Raw genomic sequence first — 21,770 nt, 5'->3', positions numbered from 1 at the left:
TATGTTGTATATCCATCAGGCCGTTTGCATCTCTCCGCAAGATACTTTTCATTCTTTTGATGCCACCCGGGTTCATCCACCCGTAGGGAATAAGCTGGTGGTGAGGGAGCCTTCCTATGAAGGAATTCCCCGGAATCTTTTACGGAGAATGGGGAAAGCGGTACGGATGGGCACTGGCGCCAGCGTACCTGTCCTCCGGTTGGCGCCCCGGCCAGTCTCCGGGTTTATAGTCGGGACGGGGAATGGCGGCACGGAAGACAGTTACAAATTCCTGGAGCAGATCAACGAATATGGCGAAGAGATGCTCACGCCGGGAAGTTTTTCACAAAGCACGTCCAATGTCATAGCTTCCCAGCTAAGCCAGATGGACAGGAACAGGGGCTATAATATGACGCACGTGCACCGGGGGCTGGCGTTTGAAATGGCGCTGCAGGATGCGATGTTGCTGTCAGCAGAAGATGAGGCCGCTTATTATTTGCTCACCGGCGTGGATGAGCTATCGGCTTCGAACTTCGCGCTGGATGACATGGAAGGATGGTATCCCCCCGGAACGATTGCAGGGGAAGGAGCGGCCGCATTCCTGGTGTCGGGGCATCCACAAGATGCAATCGTGGGTGTGAGGGCGGTGGCGACGCTGCATAGTAGTGATGTTGAGGTGGTCAGTGGACGGCTGAAAAATTTCCTAAGCACCCACCTGCCTTTGGGGGAGGACATCACTGTGCTGATCACCGGGGAGAACGGAGATGCGCGGCTGCGCCATTATTATGAAGCCTGTGAGGAGATGATAAACAGCAAGGCGCCCCTACTCCATTTCAAGCGTTACTGCGGGGAATATCCCACGGCTACCTCTTTTGCGCTATGGCTTACCTATCACCGATTATCACAGGAAAAAAATGATCTCATTCAAAACTACCTGATCTATAATACCTATAAAGGTCGTCAGCATAGTTTTATTCTACTGACCGGAATATCCCGCTGAATTTGAAACAAGGGGTAGTATCTTTCAAAAATATGCCCGAGACCCTGATGACACCGACATCGGGGAAGCGATAGCTTATTTCTGCCTGCAGGATCGGCGTGTCATGCGGATCGATCGGCTGCAGGAATTTTATGTTATCCGCTTTTTGGAGCTCCAGCGTTTTTTTCATCGCGAGCGCGGTTAATTCCTTTACCATCTCCATCAGACAAACGCCGGGAACTACAGGCTGACCGGGAAAATGTCCCTGGTAGATTTGATGGTCTTCGTGCAGTTGAAGGCTGGCCTTCAGCGAAGACGCTTCGCTGGTCATTTCGAGTATGGTATAGAAACTATCTTTTAGCATTTTGTAACGAGCATCAGGGAGTGGTGGATATCCAGGTAGCTGTTGTGAATGAGTATTCTTTTGGGGCCGGTCATTCCGGCTGCCATCGCCAATGCAAAGGCGGATGCCGTGGGATACTCGCCGCAGAGATGTTTGAATGCGGCGCCGGCAAGGACAAGGTCTATGTCTTCCATTTTCAGCGAGTGGCCGGACAAAAAACTGCGGATGTTCGCTGCCATATCGGTCGTTGTCGCAGGTTTGTAAAACGTGGCGAGATCATCGAGTACTGCGTAGTCTTTCCCGGAAGGTTCGCTGGTTAAAAGAAAGAATGTCGCGCCTTCGCCAGCGATGGCACCGTGTTTGTATAAACCAAACCTTTCCAGGATGGTGTGACTGTCCGCTGTTATCTCATCCAAGCCCCCCACCAGTACGCTTTGTGCGGCACCTTCCCGCAGTAACATCATACCGTCGAGCAGGGCGCTTTCAAAAGAGAAGCCACGATGAACAAAAGTGTTATTATAGCCGGTGCATTGAAGCATCAGGGCGATCTGCGCGCCTACGGTATTATGTGTCGACTGGATGAAGGAGGTGGGAGAAAGCATATCCTCCTGCTGCCGGATCAGCTGGCTCAGAAAAATGCCGGTATCTTCCAGGCAACCATAAGCTGTTCCTGTAACGATGGCATCGGGTTGCGACAGGTTGGCGGCCCGGAGGCATTGATAAGCGGCGGCTACACCCATTTTGACGATCCGGCTCATCCTGCGAATGGACTTCGGGTCGATGAAGGCGGTATAATCGGGTTCGGCGGCCGTCAACCGGTTGCCGGTGGGCGGCATTGTCGGATCAGGTGAAATATTACCTATACTGCGGATATATATCTTCATCTTAAGGTTTTGAAAAGATTAATGAAGAACAATTGCCGCCAAACCCAAATGAATTCGATAAGACGTGCTTTACCGGCTTGTCTTTTACCAGGCTTGTTTCGGGAGTAAAGGACAGCTCTTTCATGGGGGTTTGAAAACGAAGATTTGGATAGATGATATCTTTTTGAACGGAGAGGGCCGAAAAAACAGCTTCTATTCCGCCGCTGGCGCCGAGCGTATGGCCGGTGAAAGATTTTGTAGAGCTGAGGGGAGGATATTTCGGGTCAAACAATCGTTGGATGGCCAGACCCTCGGCCAGATCGTTGTTTGTCGTGCCGGTGCCGTGCAAGTTGATATAGTCGATATCGGAGGGCTGTAACCCACTGCTTTCAAGGGCGCCCAACATGGCCAGGTAAGAACCTCTTCCATCGGGGGAGGAGGCTGTCTGGTGGTAGGCATCATTTCTGTTACAGTATCCGGACAGCCTGCAAAAGGGCGTCGACTGCAGGGTGGCTGCTATCTGTTCGGACACCAGCACTACATAGCCCGCTCCTTCTCCAAGGTTGAGTCCTTTACGGTCTTCATCAAAGGGGGTACAATATTCCCTGTCGAGGATCATCAGGGTATTGAATCCGTTGAGGGTAAACTTGGTCAGCGAATCTGTACCACCGGCGACTACCGCATCCAGGTACCCGTGCCGGATCAGCCTGGCCGCAAAAGCCAGGGCATTGGCCGAAGAGGAGCAGGCCGTATTGATGGTCGTGATATATTCATGGATGCCCAGCTGATCGGCTACCCATTCGGTAATGCTTCCGCACTCGTGATGTATCACCTCGCTAAGCCGGCCCTTTTGGGGGTCATTTAAAAAATGCCGGAAGAAATGTTCAGTTTTGTCCATACCCCCCACCGTATTGGCTGATACCAGGCCAAGACGGAGTTGGCGTCGCTGGCTCCGTGAGGTCCCGCCCCGGATTTGCAAACCCGAAGACTCCAATGCTTCTTTTGCAGCGACAAGGCTCAGCAAGGCGGTACGGCTGATATTCACCGGTGGCCTTCCATCGTCGTCGGTGAGACCTGTCAATGTGGCGAGCTCTTCGTTACTGGCTTTTACCTCTGCCACCGGGAAGGCCGAACGATGCACTGTATCGAGGTGTTGCAGGGCCTGCATGCCGGCTTGCCCATTCTCCAGCGCATGAAGGTTTTTGGCTACATCGTTGCCGATGGCGGAGATAAGCCCCAGGCCGGCGATGTAGATAGGCTTATTGGCGATATAGACCGATTTGTTATTTGCTGACATTGCCATTTTCCTCCATAAAAATTTTGTCCAGGTTCTCTTTTGTAAATAAAGTGGGAGAAGCCGTGTCACCGGGGTGATCGTGTGTCACCAGGAATACGGCAGCCCGATACTCTTCTCCGAGCACATCGACCCAGCCGCAAATACAAGCTTTTAGCAACCCTGTATCCAGCAACTGGCCAACATATTGTTCCAGGAAGGCTGCATCAAACCGGTCGAAGATAAAAAAAGCGTTCTCTCCTTTAAATTTATTCCGTATACTGATCTCTCCGATCATAATATTTGGCAATGTATATACGAACACGGCTGGGCTGGGAATATCCTTCACCGTATCGAGATATTTTATGTCGGTATCCAGGCTTGAATTGGCATTAGTAAGTACGATACCGATGTCTTCGGGCTGCCATTCTTCGGGGAGTCTGAAATCCCTTAGCACTAACTCTGAAGCGAGCCAGCCTAGTTTGCTCAGTTGATCCATCTTATAGAACTTAGGATAGTCCAGCTGTAAAGACCGGTAAATCGACATTAGAAAGTCGTTGAGAGATTGGGAGGAGATCTCGTCGGGATGCCCCGGGCTAGGTGTAAACAGGCGGGCGCCATCCTTACAGACGGTATTATGGCCGACGGTGCAGGAGGAAATAATATGATTTAAGGCACTCAAGGTCTTTGTTGGGTTTTGCTATATAATACGGCTGCGTTGCAACCACCGAAACCGGAGGCGGTTTTAAGGCAGTATTCCAACGGTGTGTGCAGCAAAGACCGGTTGACATGGATAGGTTTTGTCACGCCATGTTCCCTGAAGCCCATGGTCGGAAGAACCAGGTCTTCTTTCATCGATGCGATGGTGATGATCGATTCAACCAGGCCGGCTGCTCCCAGGGTGTGGCCGTAATATCCTTTCAGGCTGTTGACGGGAACAGCATCCATACCCGCCAGGGAAATAGCTTTGGCTTCCATTTCATCGTTGTACAGTGTAGCTGTACCATGCGCTGAGATAAAGTCAATGTCCTGTGCGCTGACCGAGGCGTCCCGCAGGACTTTTTGGATGATATAGCTCAATTCATTGCCCGATCGGGAAGGTCCGGAAATATGGTTAGCGTCATTACCTGTCCGGCCGCCCAGTACTTTTATTATGGGATGGGAAAGATGATCCTTTTTGCAGGTGAGGATCATGGTGGCGGAGGCTTCGCCGAGCGTGATGCCTGTCCTGTCTTTGTCGAAAGGGCGGCAGGGCTCAGGGCTAACTGCCTGAAAGGACTGGAACCCGGACAAGACAAATTTTGAGATCAGATCGGCCCCCGCGACGACGGCATTTTTGTATCGTCCCGATTGGATTAGGCGGCTGCCGGTGATAATGCCCAGCAGCCCTGAGATACAGGCATTGGAAACGACCAAAGGCCGGTGGGCGAAATGGAGGTAGCTGGCTACCCGTTGGGCCGAACTAAATAGCGATATCCTGTTTTTTAGGTCCGGAATTGGCTCCGGGGCTTCAAGCAAAGGGATGTTGCCCTTTGTAGAAGAGATGATCAGGATAGTTTCCGGATCGGACGCCGCGACCCCGCTTCCTGCCAGGGCCTGCCGGATGGACGCAACGAGGAGCTGTTCAAACCTTGTCAGATCTCCCGCATCGGGCAGTAGCCGGCTCAGATACTGATCCAGCTCTTGATTGAACAATGCTGCGTAAAACGGCCCGGTGGAAAATGTGGCCTCACCGTGCAACCGGATACCCGGGACGGCTTCCTTCAACCGGGTAAAGTTTTCAGCGGTTGTCCATCCAAGCGGAGAAAGAATATTATCTGAAACGACAAATACGTCAGTCATTGAGTTAAGATTGCGGTCCGATAAAGATATTCATTTCACAACTGGCGATCAATGTATTGTTATGCCGGATATCACCTGTTACCAGGACCATATTGAACACCGCACCGGTGATGGTGGTTTCGGTGATCAGTTCGTCCCCTACGCGGGGCAGCGCCATGACCATAAAATTTTTGACGGCTCCGATAAATCCCACCTGGACGGCTTCGTTCCTTTCTTTTGCTATGTACCCTGCGCCGGCGGCCACTGTCTGGGCTATATTTTCCAGGAGTCCGGCCTCATTCCATATTCCATTTGCCACAAAAAGGTTATCCGGGCTTACCCGGTAGCTGGTTCGGGTGGATAGTCCATCGGCAAACAGCAGCTTGCCGATCATGACGAACGGCGGACGATGCGGTATTAAATTAAAAATATTTTCGACCATGGATCGATCATTTAATACAGGCCCGGTTTTAATACAAGCCTCCATTGACCGACAGAACCTGCGCCGTTATATAGGCTGCTTCGGGTGAAGCCAGGAAACCAACCGTGTGGGCCACTTCTTCCGGTGTTCCCCAACGTCTGGCTGGCACCAGTTTCTGCACTTCTTTTTCTTCTATGCCTTCCAGCATATCTGTTTTTATGAACCCGGGCGCCACTGCGTTGACGGTGATATTCTGCCGCGCCACTTCCAGGGCAAGCGCTTTGGTGGCGCCAATAAGGCCTGCTTTAGCCGCCGAATAATTGGTCTGTCCCGGCAGGCCTTTCAGCCCTGAAAGAGAAACGATGTTGATGATGCGGCCATATTTCTGTCCTATCATTCCGTTTAGCACGAGCCGGGTAACATGAAAAAAACTGTCCAGGTTGGTGCGGATGACCTTGTCCCATTGTTCGTCCTGCATCCACACCATCAGTGCGTCTTCCCGGACACCGGCATTGTTGACCAGAACATCTATCTGTTTATCCGGATTGGCGTCGATCCATCCGCCCAGCACCTGTTGTATCTGCTGTTTATCGGAAATGTCAAAAGGCAGCAGCTCAGCCCTGCCATTCCCCTGTTTTATCAAGGCGACGGTCTTCAGGGCTTCGGCTTCATTGGCTTTAAAATTGACCAGCACATGGTAGCCCATGGCCGCCATTTTCTGACAAACAGCCCTTCCAATTCCCCTCGAACCGCCTGTAACCAGTGCATATTTAGTCATGGTACTCACTCTTTTCCCGAATAGGAATGATTGTTTCGCAATTTCGTAAATAATCCCTTACGGTCCTTAGATCGGCATACTTCGGTGCATCTTCTACAAAGGAAGGGAAAATAGCCCTTATCCGGCGGTATACCCCCAGGGTGACAGAAGAAAGTTTATCGGTACATTTCAGGTAATCGACTGCCTGTAGCACACTCATCAGCTGGATGCTCAGTACGGTAAACGAATTGTCGATGACCCTTTCCGTCATCAGGGCGCTGTTGCTGCCCATACTGACGATGTCCTGGTTGTCGTTGTTATTGGGAATACTATGGACATACATGGGGAAAGACAGGGTTTGATTCTCCGCGACGGTGGAGGTGGCGGTGAATTGCATTCCCTGCATGCCAAAATTAAATCCCAGCACCCCCAGGTTCAGGAATGGGGGAAATTTTTGGTTCAATTTGTCGTTCAACAAATAATTGAGCTGTCTTTCGGCCAGCATCGACAATTTTGTGATGGCGATCTTCAGCTTGTCCATCTCCAGGGAGACATAATCGCCGTGGAAGTTGCCGCCATGAAAAATATTATGGTTGATGTGGTCGATGACAGGATTATCATTGACTGAGTTCAGCTCATCAGTAACGGTTTTTTCGGCCTGGCGGATCGTATCATATATCGGACCCAGCACCTGGGTTACACAGCGCAGGGAATAATATTCCTGCACCTTATCTTCGAATACTTCCTGTTCAATATTTCCGGGATCGTATAAATGATCCGACCGCCGCCGGACCATCCCGCTCTCTTTCAGGATATCCCGCATCAGGCGGGCAATGACATTCTGGCCCCGGTGAAGTTTTACAATATTCAATTCATACGAATAATGGTCGTCATAAGCCTCTACTACCTCATTGACCATGGAGGACAAAAGGACGGACCACTCCAACAGCTGCCATGCCTGCATGATGTTCACCATGCCGATGCCGGTCATAGCGGAGGTTCCGTTCAGAATAGCCAGTCCTTCCCTGCCAGAAATGGAGAGAGGCTTGATCTGTAGCCTGTTAAAAATATCCATAGCGGGATGGATGGCGCCCTCGTAAACAACCTCTCCTTCACCGATCATTGCCAATCCAAGGTGCGCCAGCTGTACCAGGTCCCCGCTGGCCCCCACTCCGCCATGCTGATAGATGCAGGGATATACGTCCTTATTGATCATATCTCTCAGCATTTCCACGGTATCTGTATGTACGCCAGAGTAAGCCCGCATGAGACTGTTCAGCCTGGCGATCATAGTGGCTTTGATCAAATGTACGGGTAACAGCTGACCGCTGCCGGAACTATGGCTGCGGATGAGATTGTATTGAAGCCGGATAAGATTTTCTTCACTGACCTTATACTGGGCCATTGGGCCAAAGCCCGTGTTCAAACCATAGATCAGCTTGTCGGAAGAGAATTCCTTCAGAAAACGAAAGTTGGCGTCGACCTTTTCCAGGTCCTCTTTTCGCAGATTAACGAAGCCTTTGTTGAGTAAGACATCCGAGAAGTCTTCCAGGGAAAGCGCGTTTTGTCCAATTGCAACCATGGGCAAAGTGATTAGAGCCTACAGGGCATCACCCCTTTTATCGATAAATTTAATCGGTTTCCTGTTTGTTTCTGATACCTGCATTCGCTGCAGCTCTTCGTGGCCCACGTATTTAATGAATGGCGTGACCCTCAATCTTGCCTGCAGCCAGGCCCTGACCTTATGATCGGTATCTTCCGTCAGGGCAACAGGAAGCAAATATAATAAGACTTCATCCAGTCCCAATTTATTGGTAGAAACTTCCACTATATAGTCCCGGATCTCACTCATGCCGTTGAGCAGATCGAACAGCACGGAAGGATAAAGGGTCGTACCCTTGAATTTGATCATCTGCTTTTTGCGCCCCAATAAGGGAGACAGGCGCAGGCTGTGCCTTCCACAGGCGCAGGGACGGTCATCAAAAGTGCATATATCCCCGGTTTTGTAGCGCAACAGCGGCATTCCTTCTACTGCGAGCGTGGTAATGGTCACTTCTCCCGGAGTACCCGGAGGAACGGGTTGGTCCAGGTCGTCCAATAATTCGACAATTAATAATTCAGGCCGGAGATGGCCGCCTTTTCCTTCCCGGCATTCGGTGAAAGCGGTCTGCATTTCTGTAGAAGCATAAGTAGAGAATAAGTGGATATTCCAGGATTCTTTGATCTTTTTACCCAGTACATTAAAGGAAAAATCAGGATTGCGGATGCCTTCTCCGATGCAGATCGCCTTTTTAACGCTCGATTGGTTGAAATCAATGCCTTTTTCCTGGGCATAGTCGATCAGCTTGCAGATAAAAGAGGGAACGGCTACGATGGTTGTAGGCTGCAGGCGCTGAATAGTCTCCCACTGCAGAGAGGGGGCACCGGGGCCAAGGCGGATGACACCTGCGCCCATTTTACGTGCTCCTGAATAATAGGCGATGCCGGCCATGAACTGTCTGTCCAGGGTCAGCATCAGCTGATAGATATCTTCGGGAGACCCGCCGGCCGTGGAAAAGGACATAAATTCATTATATGCCAGCCGGTCCAGATCGTTTTCGGTCAGGGCAATGGTGACCGGGTCGCCCAGCGTACCGGAAGTAGACGTATACTCTGCGATCCTGTTTTTGTCCACACAGAGAAAATCCCAGTTGAATTTTTGCAGATCCTCCTTGGTCGTAACAGGAATGGCAGCCAGGTCCTCCAGTTTCCGGACCATTTGGATGTCTATGTTCTTGAAAACACGGCGATAAAAAGGGGAATATTGGTTTAGAAAACTCAGCAATGCCTGCAGCTTTTCCTCCTGCATGGCTCTGAGTTCGCCGGCAGGCCGGTATGCGATATCCTGAATGCTCATGGTTATTTCTCTATACTGACTTTTGTTTTTGTTTTAAATTGAATTTCAGGCCGCTAAAATACAATACATTCGAGTCGTATGACAAAGGTAATATAAGATATTGTATTTCAGCTAGTTGCAAATCTCACCCCCGCACAAATGCGTAAGAGCACCCGAAAGAGGTCGGCGGAGCCAATCTCTTCCAGAGTGGCCAGTTTTGCCCTACTGCAGCGTCAGCAGGCCGAGCTGGTATTGTGACCGGGCAAATTTTCGCGTTTTATAAACATACAAGCTCATGGCGTCGGCCCCCATTGGATGGCAGTGGATGAGATCGGCCATCATTTCCGGATCATCATTGCTGAAGGGCGCCTGCCGCCGCACCTCTCCGTTGGTGCTGATCGTGGCCATAACAAAGACCGAATTGCCGAGGCTGTCGGCGGCTTGTGGGTTTTGTGATAGTTGGCCGGCTACATTCTTCTTGTTGTCATTGTAGAACAAGATGAGGTCGTTCCCATGATTCATGTACCTGATCGAAATATGGGTCCAGAATGGGCTCTCTTCCTGTTTTTTAGGCAAATGACTATAGAGGATCCTTCCATCCGGCTTAAAGCTGACCACCACCACGTCGTATGCTTTGTACGTCGTTTGGTCCATCATGGAACTCGTGGCCAGGCTTACGCTCGAGTGATGCGATACTGTATTGTACTCGGCCAGAAGGTCGATGGTGCCGTCATCCCGTTTGTTATCGCCCACCAATTTGAATGCAGGGTCCAAGCCGGGGTCGTTCGCGTCAGCGCTGCCGCAACCATCAGCTGCCACCTGTGCGAGCAGGTTTCCGGCGGGAAGAGCTTCCATTTTCCTGATGGTTATCTGTTGAGCGGTTTTGTCGAGCATGGCTGTAAAACTGCCGCTGACCCTGCCCGCAAAATTGTTCTTGTACAATCCGGCGATGATCAGATTGCCATTGTCGTCAAAATGCAGAACGGCATCATGTACGAACTTCCCCTTCAGATCGACCGTATATTCCCGCGGCAAGCTGTCGTTCTTTGAATAAACAAACAGCTTGTATTTATACGGAGACATATTGTCGATGGTCCCTTGCAATGGATTATTGATCACCTCTTTCTCATATTGCCTGCAGGCCAGGTATACGTCTCCCTGGGCGGATACCCGTTGACCTTTGAGGATGATGAATTTTGCGGAATAGGGCAGGTAGGTCATCCGCTCCCATTGTTTGTTAAATTTGTTATCCCATACCCCCATGTAATATTTTCTGTCTTCGTTCAGGTCGTAGGGTTCGGTGGCAAACAGGAGCACCAGGGATTTGTCGTTCGACATGCCGGTGGTAATGGAGGCGGCGATCTTTTTGTGACGGCTATCAAAGCTCACCAGGTCCCGGGCGGCACCGGCTTCCAGAGTGACGGGGTCTATCGGAAAAGCCTGTAAAGTATAGGCCTCGGCGTTCGATCCCCAGGCTTTGGCAAGGAGGAACAGGTCGTCATTGAATTGCACCAGGTTGTAGATACCCATTTTTGAGCTTCCGTTAAACGGATCTTTTTCCAGTACAGGGTTCCAATGACGGTCATAGCGTGTAAAGGTGGGAGTTTGCTTTCCACCCAGCAGCCCTGATCCTTTGACCTGGAGGGTGATGATCTCATTTCCATGACCTTTTGTTATGTTGGACAGGTAAGGACCCCATACCGATCGCTTATCCACTTCGCTCCAATCGATCAGCGCTTTCTGCGCCATTAGATGAAAACACGTAAAAAAAATAAGTATAAATAAGGATGTCGTTCTTTTCATGGATTATTGGTTTTTATTTTTTATACATGTACTGCTTAACGTTAATGGCTAATTATTATTTTCTCCGCAAGTTGCGACGGCATGCCAGATGTACGATTTCCGAAATCCGGCAGCGGGATCCGTATACCCGTCCAGGTCGGCGGATGCCTACATTTTCATATTACTCATATCCATCCCTCCCATGGGAGAAGACCCTTTCCGGAAAATATACTCGCTTTGCAGCAAATAGGCACCGGTTATCACCACGATGTCTCCCGGCTGCAAGCCAGACCGGATCTCGATAAGACCATCGCCTTCCTGGCCCGTATCAACCATCCTGCTTTTGAAGGTATTTTGCGCCGTCTCAACCCATACCACCGCCATTTTCCCGTTGCGGAGCACGGCGTCGATGGGCAGGGACAGTATTTTTCGTTGAGGATCCCTGATCGTCACATAGGCGGACATTCCTGGTTTTAGCAGGCGATCTTTATTGGAAAGGGTGATCCGGATCAAATTGATCCGGTTGTCAGGGTCAACCTCCGGATTTACAAAGTCAATAGCGCCTTGAACAGGTGGTTTTTCCGGCAGGTCGGGGAAATGTACGATCGCCGCAGCCTTTCGGTCGAACTGCGCCAATTGTGATGTGTACACCTGGGCTTCGGCCCATAAAGTGGACAGGTCGGCCATACGCACAACAGTGCCGCCTTCGGTGACATAATCGCCTTCTTTTACTGCCTGCTCAACGATTGTTCCCCCCGCCGGACTGTAAAAAGTCGTTGTCATGCCGGCCGTACCATTTTTCACCAGTTCAGTCACCTGGGCGTCGCTCATGCCCCATAATAGTAATTTGTTCCTGGCTGCCTCGATCAGTGGATGGTAATCTACGATGGAATTGCCCAGGGCCTTTTGTTTTTGTAAGACTAGCAGGTATTCCTGTTTGGCGTTGTTCAATTCCTCGCTGTACAGGTCGAATAGTTTAGCTCCTTTGGGAATGTAGTCGCCGATATTTTTGAAATAGAGATGATCGATCCTACCACCGATGCGGGCGCTGACGGCGTTTGTTTTGGACTGGTCAGTATTCAGGGTGGCTGTCAGCACCAGCTGGCTTCCCGTATAACCCGGACGAATCGTATCCGTGGTGATATTGCCCAGGTGCATTTGTCCGGGGCTCAGTTTCAGCTGGTCACTATTTTGCTGCTGGCTTTTATGCACGGCGGTCAGTTCCATATGACAGATGGGACATTTACCAGGCTTGGATTCCACTACCTGTGGGTCCATGCTGCAGGTGTAATATATATCCGGGTCTGATGTTGTTGCCTGCTCTTTTTTTTGCCTGCAGGCAAAGAGCAGAACAAGCATCCCCATTACGATGAAAAGCTGTAACCTGTTCATTACTGTTGTTTTACTTTTATAAAGCTTTCGCTGTCCATTAAGAATTGCGCGTCGGTAGCCACGCTGTCCTGCCCATCCAGGCCACCCATCACCTGGATAAGACCATCGGCCAGCATGCCTGTTTGGACGGCCTGCACGGAGAATCCGCCTTGTATCTTCTTTAACACGACGTGGCTTAGCCCGAGGTTCAGCACCGATGTGCGGGGAAGCCACTTCATCTGTGGACTGCTGTGGTGGACAATCGCCTTTACCTGGCTGCCAATAGGTATTTGACGGGTCGAATTGTCAAAATAGACCCGCGCTGTGAGCGTCTTACTATTGTCCCTGAAAACCGGTTCTACAAAATCGATCCGGGCATCAAAGGAATCCCTCGTGGTCTCCGGAAAGATCGTGACAGGCATGCCTGGCTTTATCAATGGCACATCATCCGGGAAAATATTAAGTAGGACCCAGCTATTATCCGTATTGAATAGTTGGAAAATGGTTTGTCCTTTCGTGACATACATACCTTCCTTTACAGGCAATTCCTCCGTGCCCTTCGCAACATCCATTGGTTGCCCGGTATTGACGGCCACTTCATTCATAGCCCCGGCGCCATGGATATGCCCACTATAATCACTGTACAGCGACACCGTATAGGAAGCTTTTCCCGTCCGCGTTACCTGCTCCACCTGCTGCCTGGTCATCCCCAGCAACAGCAATTTCTCCCTGGCTGCATTTAGCAGCGAAGGATTGTCCGGATCGCGGCGGAGAAGGAACAAAAGATCCTGCTGCGCAGTCACCAGCTCCGGGCTATAGATATCCATGATCTTCGCGCCCTGGTGTACATGCTGGAAACGATATTTTACATATAGTTTTTCGATCCTCCCGGAAACCCGCGCGGAAATAGTATGGATCCGCCGGGTGTCATAGTCCACTCTGCCTAAAACATCCCTGTCAATCGCCTGCTTGCCTGTCCGGATCGTAGTCACCGGCACGCTGGAAAAAACAAATGTATTGGTGGGTTTTAGCAAAGTGCCGAGGTCTGCCGTTTCATTGCCTGTTTCGGCCGTTGTGAATTCTTTTTTCACCAGGTCCATTCCGCAGATAGGGCATTTGCCCGGCTGATGGGCGATGACCTGGGGATGCATGGGGCAGGTATAGATCGCGTCCCTGACCGCTGCCACAGGCGGCTTTGCCGGATGGCCCTTGCAGCCCGGGATCAGCAAGGCAGCGGCGAAAACAAGGGCAATTAGCCCTATATACAACTTGTTCATACTATAATTAATTTTGTTCCAGCACTTTGCCCATTTCTACCTGCATGTTCAATAATTCCCGCAATTGGTCCAGGTATTCCAGTTGCGTCATGTTCAGTGTTTCCCAGGCATCCAGCAATTCGTACAGCTCACCTGTATTCTGCTCATAGCTCAGCTGCATTATCTGGTAGTTCTTCTGCAGCGTGGGGATGAGCTTTTGCTGGTATAAGGTCACCTGCTTCTTTTTATTTTCTATGCCTGCCAGGATGCCCGACGCCTGCCCGGCGGCCTCGTTCAGCACCATTAGTTTCTGCTCTTTGAGAGATTCGGCTTTCCATCCCAGGCTTTCGATATTCGCTTTATAGCTTTTAGACGACCAGGATGCTATCGGCAGCTTTACCATTGCCATCAGGCTGTATTGCATGGGTAATCCTCCGAAGCCGAACATATGGTCATACCGGAGGCCGAATTGGGGTTTCAGTTTAGTACGTTCCAGGTTTTGCTGAAGGTGAGCAAGCTGGATGTTTTTATCGATAGCCTTCAGGTCGCTGCGTGCCTGGAGAAAATAGCTACTATCGGCTGGCGGATACTCTTTGATCGCATAGACAGTATCGATAGCAAATGGTACGTCTTTGTTCCTGTTCATTAATGTATTCAGGATGATTTGCTGCTGTCGAACCTCGTTTTGCAGCATGATTCGTTGATTCTCGATCCCCGTCAAAGCAGCCTTTGCTTTATAGTAGGCATTGAGCTTGCCCAGGTTGTTCTTATACCGGATCTCTGCGCTTCGTATCATAAAATCCAGCAGCACGCTGTCTTCATCCAGCACCCGTATCTTTTTTTCAACGATCAGCCAGTCGTAATAGCTTTTCTTCGCGAGGGCATATAGCTCGTTCAGGTTGGCCTGTTTGCTTTCCTTGCTGGCAGCCGACATGGCTTGCATATATTGGGCATTCGCCTCCTGTTCTTTCTTATTGGGAAGCATCTGCTGTACGGAGATCATGTACTGGCCCATACCCGGGGTGCCATCGGCATTTTTCCTCCATAAGGAAGGGTTGTAGGGCGCCATCCAGACACCTGTGCTGAGTTCGGGAGGCTCCCAGCTTCTGGCGCCTTTGGCCGTTTCGTCCATAGATCGGATATCCGCGTCATACATCTTCACCAAGGGATGGCTGGTCTGGATAGCCGACATGATGTCATCCAGTTTCATCAAGGGCTGTGCCAGCCCGCGCGTGGATAAGATGGAAATGATCAATATGATAAATAGTCTTTGCATAGCATTAATGTTTTACTTCCAGCACGTCGATCTTTCCGTGCTTTCTTAATTCGTATTCCTTGCTCATTAAGAAAATGATGGGCGTGACCAGCAAAATATGGATGGAAGAGGTGAATACGCCACCGATCATAGGCAGGACGATGGGCTTCATCACGTCGCTACCGACCCCCGAGCTCCATAGAATGGGGATAAGCCCGAACAGGGCAACGCACACTGTCATTAGTTTGGGCCGCAGGCGTTTTGCGGCCCCGGCCACTACGTATTCGCGGAGATCGGAAGGCGTTATGCTCTCCCTGGAATTGCCCTTTGCCTCTACCAGCTGCTGCATGGCATCGTTGAGGTAGATCACCATGACAATACCTGTCTCCACGGCCAGTCCAAAAAGCGCGATGAACCCGACAGCTACCGCCACCGAGAGGTTCACCCCCCAGAAATAGACCATATAAGCCCCTCCAATCAGGGCGAAAGGTATGGTGATCAGGCTCAGCAGGGCTTCCCGGGCGGAATGGAAGGCGAAATACATAAAGATAAAGATCACCACCAGCACAACCGGTAATATCAGCTTTAAAGTCTTCTCGCCCCGGATGAGGTTCTCGTACTGACCGCTCCATTCCAGGAAATACCCTTTGGGCAGCCGGGTCAGCATTTTATTCAGCCTGTCCTGTGACTCCTGCACCGTGCCGGCCAGGTCCCGGTCGCGTACGTTGAACAGGACGGTGCCCCGCAGCAAGGCATTTTCCGAATTGATCATGGGGGGCCCTTCCGTCAACTGCACATCAGCGACGGCGCTTAAAGGAATGGGCCCGAACTGCATGGTCTGTACGGACAGTCGTTTTAACGATTCAATATTATCCCTAAAATCCTGCGCATACCGGGCGTTGACGGAAAAACGCCGGCGCCCTTCAACGGTAGTCGTCAATTTCATGCCTCCCAGGGCGATCTCAATGACGGCGTTCACATCATCGATGCTGAGGCCGTACCGGGCGATCTCATTCCGTTTGATCGTTATGTCGATGTATTTCCCCCCCGTAATAGGTTCCACATACAGATCCTTCACACCTGCGACGCCCTGCAATTCCGTCTTTACTTTCTGCGCAAAGGCATAGATCGTGTCCAGGTTCTGCCCATATACCTTTACGCCAACGTCCGTGCGGATGCCGGTGGACAGCATATTGATCCGGTTGATGATGGGCTGTGTCCAGCCGTTGGTGACCCCAGGGATCTGCAACTTATTGTTCAGCTCGTTGATGATGTCCTCTTTGGCAATCCCGGACCGCCATTGGGCTTTGGGTTTTAGCAGGATGATCGTTTCCACCATGCTGATAGGTGAGTTATCCGTGGCGGAGTTCGCCCGGCCGGCCTTACCCAGGACATTCATCACCTCAGGGACGGATTTGATGATCTTGTCCTGCACCTGCAGAATTCTTTTCACCTCGGAATTCGAAACATCGGGCAACGTCACCGGCATAAAAAGGATCGAGCCTTCGTCCAGGGGAGGCATAAATTCTCTTCCCAGACTTAGGATCAGCGGGATGCTGATGACCAGGGCAATGATATTGATGCCGATAGTCGTTCTTCTCCATCTGATGCACAGCCTGATCAATGGCTCATATATTCTCTCCAAAAGGCGGTTAACCGGATTGGCCCGCTCGCCCCGGAAACGTCCGGTCATAAAGAAGGAGATCAGCACAGGCGCCAGGGTCACTACCAGAAAGGCGTCCACCAGCATGATAAAGGTCTTTGTATAGGCCAGCGGATGGAACAGCCGTCCTTCCTGTCCTGTCAGCAGGAACACCGGCAGAAAGGAGGTGATGATGATAATGGTAGAGAAAAAGACGCCCCGGGACACCTGCTTACAAGACCTTTCAATGATGGCCAGGCGCTCCGCGAACGGGATGCGGTAGTAGTCTTTGCTTTTAAGTGGGCGATTTCTAAATGCCATACAGCTGTTATTTATTCGGTGAGTGCTTTGCCTGCCACTCCGCCAGGTTCCTGTAAGAGTTTTCCGCCATGATAATGCCGTTGTCCACGATCACGCCAATGGCCAGGGCAATCCCGGTCAAAGACATGATATTGGATGATAAACCAAAAGCATTTAGCAGGATGAAGCTGATCGTAATGGTAATAGGTATCTGGATGATGATGCTCAGGGCGCTGCGCCAATGGAACAGGAAGAGAATGACAATGAGCGATACGGCGAGCATTTCTTCTCCCAGTTTGCCTTTGATATTGGCAATGGCCGCTTCGATCAGGCTGCTACGATCATAGACGATCCTGAAATGGACGCCTTCCGGCAGGCCCTTTTCCACTTCTTTCATTTTTTCTTTTACCGACGTGATCACCTTGTCTGCATTTTCCCCATATCGCATGACGACGATGCCGCCGACGACTTCGCCTTCTCCATTCCGATCGAAGATGCCCAACCGGAGATCACCGCCCATCTGGACCGTACCAATATCCTTTACCCGGACAGGGATCCCTTTGTAATTAGCAAGGGCGATACCTTCCAGGTCCTCTTTATTTTTAATATAGCCAAGGCCCCTGATGATATAGGCCATATCGCTCATCTCGAATTTTCTACCTCCTACGTCATTGTTATTGGCTTTGACCTTATTCATCACATCCATCAGGGAGATATTGTAGAATTGCAGCCTGATGGGGTCAACCACCAGCTGATACTGCTTTTCAAAGCCGCCAAAAGAAGCTATTTCAGCGACCCCGGGCACCGTCTGCAGCCCGAATTTGATGTACCAGTCCTGCAGGGCCCGTTGCTCTCCCAGGTCTATTCCCGGGGCATCCAGGGTATACCACAGCACGTGTCCGACCCCCGTGCCATCGGGGCCAATCGTAGGTGTAACGTTTTGCGGCAATAGACGCTGGGCATAGCTCAATCTTTCCAATACCCGGGTACGCGCCCAGTATACGTCGGTGTTGTCATCAAAAATGATATAGACAAAGCTCATCCCGAACATGGAGGCGCCCCGGATATTCTTCACTTTGGGAATGCCTTGCAGATTGGACACCAATGGAAAAGTCACCTGGTCCTCCATGATCTGCGGGCTCCGCCCCATCCATTCTGTGAATACGATGACCTGATTTTCCGACAGGTCGGGTATGGCATCGATGGGGTTTTGCCTGACGGCAAAGACGCCCCAGGCGAACAGGCCCAGTGCTGCTACCAGCACCACGTACCTGTTGCGGAGGGATAATCCGATGAGTTGCTGAACCATGGGGCTACATTTTCATTTTGTCGTGATTCACCGGCTCTTTCTTGACCAGGACCATACCACACTTCGGGCATTTACCCGGCTTATCGCTGATGACTTCCGGGTGCATGGTGCAAGTGTAATACGGCTTATTCGATCTGGCTTTTTTGTCGACCTTTTTGGCAACGAGCGTCATACCGCATTTAGAACATTTGCCGGGTCTGTTACTGGTGACATCCAGATGCATGGGACAGGTGTACACCGTCTTTGCTGTGTCCATTTTGCCCTTTGGCATCGTGTCCTTAGCTTTTTGTGCAAAGCTGACCAGCGTACCTGTCAGCAGGAGAATGAGAATGAGTAGCTTCTTCATGATTGTTGATTTAATGATGAATGAGAAATTGATTATGGCTTCTTGCTTAGATAGAACAAGCACTTACAGCCCAACGGAACGTCAGGCAATGAATGGGGAGGAATCAATCAAATACGAAAGCTGCAGTTGCGGAGAAATACAGGCACTTTGCCCGGGTTGGGCGGGGCATTGGCGGTAGGATGGCCGACGATATGGGAGACCGCATAAATATCGGCCAGGACAGGAAGACTGGTAGTTATTGTTTCATAAGGAAGGCTGAAAACCTCGTAGGCAGGTTCTGAGTTTTTTTGATCCTTATCGAGCTTAATCTGGGTCTGCTTGTCCTTGCAGCAGCCATCTTTCATCGTCATGCAATGGCCGCCCTTATTGCTTTTAGGCATGCCGCAAAGACCGCAATTCTGGCTCTCCTGGTTTACCAGTCCCCAGGAGAAAAGCTTGCCCATGCAATAGTGCATATGCACCGTTGCCCCCATGGAGGTAGACAGGTAAACGACGGCTAATATGATGGCGAAGGCCTTTTTCATGGAAAACCTGGTACAAAAGTAGCGCTAATTTCCAGATTCTGAAAAAAGCCGCCCGCCGGACAATGCCAGGCCTTGCTTTTCACTTGTAAACATTTGATTTACACTGCCTTTTTATTTGGTACGTTTTATTATATCTTTACCCTGGTAAAACTAACCATCTCCGTGATGCACAAAAACCTTTTAGACTATATCACCAAACGTACTAATTCAACACTTACAAATGATGAGGAAGCTCTGATCATAGCGGCTTTCCAACCTAAAAAACTAAGGAAAAAACAATACTTTTTACAGGAAGGTAATGTGTGTAAATACGTTGGTTTTATTGTAAAAGGCGCTATGCGACAATACAGCATTGACGACAAAGGTGTAGAGCATATTGTACAACTTTTCATTGAAAATTGGTGGGCAAGCGACCGTGAAAGTGCCGTTATGCTTACTCCATCGAAATACAATATTGATGCCTGGGAAGATACAGACCTGCTCATTGCCACAACGGCAGATATGCTGGATCTGATGGCAAAAATACCTTCATTTGGACAAATGACAAGATTAATGGACGAAAGAAGCTTTATCGCTTCCCAGCGGAGATTGAATTCCGCCATTAGTAACACGGCGGAAAAACGCTATCAGGAGTTTGCCGACAACCACCCTCAATTTGTTCAACGTTTTCCTCAACATATCATTGCCTCCTACCTGGGTATTACAAAAGACACGTTAAGCCGTGTGCGAAAACAGGCATTAAAAAAATAAGCCGTCCTTTTATTAATTAATCTTTCCATTTTTCCCTTCCATAGATATTTGTCTACGTTCTTTTTCGTCATTTATCATCGTTGTGAGGCTGGCTTTCGATGCAATTTTACGTAGTAAATCAAACAGGAAATAAAATGAAAAAGAAATTAATAGTAGTAGTTGGAGCAACAGGCTCACAAGGAAAGGGTATTGTAAATGCCCTTGTAAATGAAGGCTCTTTTAACGTAAGGGCAATAACCCGTAATCCCGCAAAATATTCAGGCAAGGCGCATGAAGCCGTTTTTGCGGATTTAAACGATTTGCAATCATTAAAAGATGCTTTTAAAAACGCTTATGGCGTATTTGTGGTAACCAACTTTTGGGAAGGTGCAGACGAAATTGCCCAGGGTAAAAACGCCATTGAAGCGGCAAAAGCAACGGGAATGCAACATTTTATCTGGTCAACGCTTCCAGATGTTGAATTCATTAGTAATGCAGCATTTGAAGTACCTCATTTCACTGGCAAATCTAAAGTGGATGAACTGGTAAAAAGTGCAGGCTTTAAATATACAACATTCGTTCAACCCCCTTTTTATTATCAAAATCTTATTGGAATGCTTGGGCCACAGCCAAAACAAGATGGCACCACGGGCTGGACGCTGCCGATTGACCCAACAAAAAAGGCGATTCACATGTCAGACATTGATGATCTAGGCAAAGTAGTTGCGGGGGCATTTTCGCAACCTGAAAAAGCTGGAAATGGGAATTACCTTTCAATGGCAACAGAGTTGAATAGTTTTAATGATATTATTGAAGCATATAAACAAAATGGCAAAGAGCACAGTTTTTCACAAGTGCCAGCCGAAATGTTCTCAACCTTTTTTGAAGGAGCAAAGGAATTAGCTGAAATGTTCGGGTATTTTGAAAAATACACTTACATGGGGCCGGGTTCAGCGTCACAGATTGAATTAGCAAAAGAGATTGCCACCAATAAATTTGTAACCCTTCGGGAATGGCTAAGTCAAAACAGTTAGGAAAATGAAAAAACAAACAAGTTTTTCGACAAAAGGCAATAGAGCCGAGGTAGGCCCTCTGTCCATCCAACGAATGTTACCTAATCGGTATGCCAATAAAGTTGGTCCGTTTGTATTTCTCGATTATGTTGCCCCCGCCATTAAAGAAATAATAACCAAAAACGGTATAGGGGCACATCCACACCGGGGCATTGCAACGTTAACCTATATCCTCCAGGGTGAAGTAGAACATTCCGACAGTGCGGGTAATAAGGGCAAAATATATTCAGGAGGTGTACAGTGGATGAAAGCCGGAAATGGAATAATCCATGATGAAAATTTAAATTACGACTCCCAAACAGAGAGCAAATTTATTCAGGGCTTTCAATTTTGGATAAATCTACCTGCAAAAAACAAAGCCGAAAAGCCTGCCCATATGGCTGTTCAGGCCAATGAAGTCCCCAAAAAAACATTGCCAAATGAAAGTGGCTGGTTAAAAGTAATAGTTGGTAACTATGAAGAATTGAGTTCGAAAATTCCGGATTATTCCAAGCAATTTTTGTATCATATTCAATTAAATGCAGGCCAGCAGTTTTCGTTGGAAATGGAAAATAAAACAGAGGTTGCCGCATTTTTACCCACACAAAATGTGATGCTGAACAATACGGTGTTTCAAGCAGGTGAATTTATAGCGTTTGATAAAGTTGCCGGAGAAATTGAAATAAAAAACACCTCCCTGACAACTATTGATATCCTATTATTTGGCGGCGAAGAATATGCAGAACCTGTGATAGCCGAAGGGCCATTTGTAATGAGCTCCCAGGCAGAAATTGCAGCTGCCTACCGGGATTTTTATGCAGGGAAATATGGGCGGATCTAACTACCATTTATCATCGTTCAAACCGGCGCCCTATCGTTAACTTTGAATGGAT

21 protein-coding genes are annotated in these 21,770 nt (G+C 49.4%); 4 read left to right on the top strand and 17 right to left on the bottom strand.

The genetic code is table 11. The annotated features are described in order from the left end of the window. The first annotated feature begins 1 nt into the window (after position 1). The gene (locus Q4E93_RS05265) at positions 2-979 is read left to right on the top strand and encodes a beta-ketoacyl-[acyl-carrier-protein] synthase family protein (protein WP_303583157.1); all 978 of its coding nucleotides are present in this window, start codon (positions 2-4) and stop codon (positions 977-979) included. Here the strand turns inward: Q4E93_RS05265 and Q4E93_RS05260 are convergent. The 17 genes from Q4E93_RS05260 to Q4E93_RS05180 all read right to left on the bottom strand — a co-directional run bounded on the left by Q4E93_RS05260 (position 951) and on the right by Q4E93_RS05180 (position 19,096). Beyond that, positions 951-1,322 (bottom strand): ApeI family dehydratase, encoded by a 372-nt coding sequence (locus tag Q4E93_RS05260; protein WP_303583155.1) that lies wholly within the window; start codon positions 1,320-1,322, stop codon positions 951-953. The two genes, Q4E93_RS05265 and Q4E93_RS05260, sit on opposite strands and share 29 nt — an antisense overlap. Further along, a complete protein-coding gene (locus Q4E93_RS05255; RefSeq protein WP_303583154.1) occupies positions 1,316-2,185 on the bottom strand; it encodes a beta-ketoacyl synthase chain length factor in 870 nt (289 codons plus the stop codon). The genes Q4E93_RS05260 and Q4E93_RS05255 overlap by 7 nt, the downstream gene beginning before the upstream one ends. Position 2,186: 1 nt before the next feature. After that, the gene (locus tag Q4E93_RS05250; RefSeq protein WP_303583153.1) at positions 2,187-3,467 is read right to left on the bottom strand and encodes a beta-ketoacyl-[acyl-carrier-protein] synthase family protein; all 1,281 of its coding nucleotides are present in this window, start codon (positions 3,465-3,467) and stop codon (positions 2,187-2,189) included. Further along, the gene (locus tag Q4E93_RS05245; RefSeq protein WP_303583152.1) at positions 3,448-4,119 is read right to left on the bottom strand and encodes a hypothetical protein; all 672 of its coding nucleotides are present in this window, start codon (positions 4,117-4,119) and stop codon (positions 3,448-3,450) included. Before Q4E93_RS05245 ends, Q4E93_RS05250 begins: the two co-directional genes overlap by 20 nt. After that, complete coding sequence (locus Q4E93_RS05240) at positions 4,116-5,279, bottom strand: beta-ketoacyl-[acyl-carrier-protein] synthase family protein (RefSeq protein WP_303583151.1); 1,164 nt, start codon at positions 5,277-5,279, stop codon at positions 4,116-4,118. The genes Q4E93_RS05245 and Q4E93_RS05240 overlap by 4 nt, the downstream gene beginning before the upstream one ends. Positions 5,280-5,283: 4 nt before the next feature. Beyond that, on the bottom strand, positions 5,284-5,700 hold the full coding sequence (locus Q4E93_RS05235) for a hotdog family protein (protein WP_303583150.1): 417 nt from the start codon (positions 5,698-5,700) through the stop codon (positions 5,284-5,286). A 28-nt stretch (positions 5,701-5,728) separates the two neighbouring features. Continuing rightward, positions 5,729-6,457, bottom strand: a complete 729-nt coding sequence (gene flxB, locus Q4E93_RS05230; RefSeq protein WP_303583148.1) for a flexirubin biosynthesis SDR family reductase FlxB — start codon at positions 6,455-6,457, stop codon at positions 5,729-5,731. Then, a complete protein-coding gene (gene flxA, locus Q4E93_RS05225; protein ID WP_303583146.1) occupies positions 6,450-8,018 on the bottom strand; it encodes a flexirubin biosynthesis tyrosine ammonia-lyase FlxA in 1,569 nt (522 codons plus the stop codon). The genes flxB and flxA overlap by 8 nt, the downstream gene beginning before the upstream one ends. Positions 8,019-8,036: 18 nt before the next feature. Next, positions 8,037-9,332, bottom strand: a complete 1,296-nt coding sequence (gene flxY / locus Q4E93_RS05220) for a flexirubin biosynthesis putative acyl-CoA ligase FlxY (RefSeq protein WP_303583144.1) — start codon at positions 9,330-9,332, stop codon at positions 8,037-8,039. Between the two features lie 201 nt (positions 9,333-9,533). Next, positions 9,534-11,114, bottom strand: a complete 1,581-nt coding sequence (locus Q4E93_RS05215) for a hypothetical protein (RefSeq protein WP_303583143.1) — start codon at positions 11,112-11,114, stop codon at positions 9,534-9,536. Between the two features lie 147 nt (positions 11,115-11,261). Continuing rightward, on the bottom strand, positions 11,262-12,485 hold the full coding sequence (locus tag Q4E93_RS05210) for an efflux RND transporter periplasmic adaptor subunit (protein WP_303583142.1): 1,224 nt from the start codon (positions 12,483-12,485) through the stop codon (positions 11,262-11,264). Next, positions 12,485-13,741, bottom strand: a complete 1,257-nt coding sequence (locus Q4E93_RS05205; protein WP_303583139.1) for a heavy metal-binding domain-containing protein — start codon at positions 13,739-13,741, stop codon at positions 12,485-12,487. Before Q4E93_RS05205 ends, Q4E93_RS05210 begins: the two co-directional genes overlap by 1 nt. 7 nt (positions 13,742-13,748) lie before the next feature. Continuing rightward, positions 13,749-14,996 carry a TolC family protein gene (locus Q4E93_RS05200; protein WP_303583137.1) on the bottom strand — a complete coding sequence of 416 codons (1,248 nt, stop codon included), beginning with the start codon at positions 14,994-14,996 and terminating at the stop codon, positions 13,749-13,751. Between the two features lie 4 nt (positions 14,997-15,000). After that, complete coding sequence (locus Q4E93_RS05195; RefSeq protein WP_303583135.1) at positions 15,001-16,938, bottom strand: efflux RND transporter permease subunit; 1,938 nt, start codon at positions 16,936-16,938, stop codon at positions 15,001-15,003. A gap of 7 nt (positions 16,939-16,945) precedes the next feature. Further along, on the bottom strand, positions 16,946-18,226 hold the full coding sequence (locus Q4E93_RS05190; protein WP_303583133.1) for an efflux RND transporter permease subunit: 1,281 nt from the start codon (positions 18,224-18,226) through the stop codon (positions 16,946-16,948). 4 nt (positions 18,227-18,230) lie between these two features. Further along, positions 18,231-18,572: a heavy metal-binding domain-containing protein gene (locus Q4E93_RS05185; protein WP_303583131.1), complete on the bottom strand. Its 342-nt coding sequence runs from the start codon at positions 18,570-18,572 to the stop codon at positions 18,231-18,233. A gap of 107 nt (positions 18,573-18,679) precedes the next feature. Continuing rightward, positions 18,680-19,096: an HYC_CC_PP family protein gene (locus Q4E93_RS05180; RefSeq protein ID WP_303583129.1), complete on the bottom strand. Its 417-nt coding sequence runs from the start codon at positions 19,094-19,096 to the stop codon at positions 18,680-18,682. A 165-nt stretch (positions 19,097-19,261) separates the two neighbouring features. Here Q4E93_RS05180 and Q4E93_RS05175 point away from each other — a divergent pair, with 165 nt between their 5' ends. The 3 genes from Q4E93_RS05175 (at position 19,262) to Q4E93_RS05165 (ending at position 21,718) form a co-directional block, all read left to right on the top strand. Continuing rightward, positions 19,262-19,846: a Crp/Fnr family transcriptional regulator gene (locus tag Q4E93_RS05175; protein WP_303583127.1), complete on the top strand. Its 585-nt coding sequence runs from the start codon at positions 19,262-19,264 to the stop codon at positions 19,844-19,846. 134 nt (positions 19,847-19,980) lie between these two features. Further along, positions 19,981-20,859: an NmrA/HSCARG family protein gene (locus Q4E93_RS05170; protein ID WP_303583126.1), complete on the top strand. Its 879-nt coding sequence runs from the start codon at positions 19,981-19,983 to the stop codon at positions 20,857-20,859. 4 nt (positions 20,860-20,863) lie between these two features. Then, positions 20,864-21,718, top strand: coding sequence for a pirin family protein (locus Q4E93_RS05165; RefSeq protein ID WP_303583125.1), 855 nt, complete (start codon positions 20,864-20,866; stop codon positions 21,716-21,718). Positions 21,719-21,770 lie beyond the last annotated feature (52 nt).

Source organism: Flavitalea plasmicola (assembly GCF_030546645.1).
Taxonomy (GTDB): domain Bacteria; phylum Bacteroidota; class Bacteroidia; order Chitinophagales; family Chitinophagaceae; genus Puia.
Note: the sequence above shows the minus strand (reverse complement) of the source record. Positions and strands in the feature narration are given on the sequence as shown.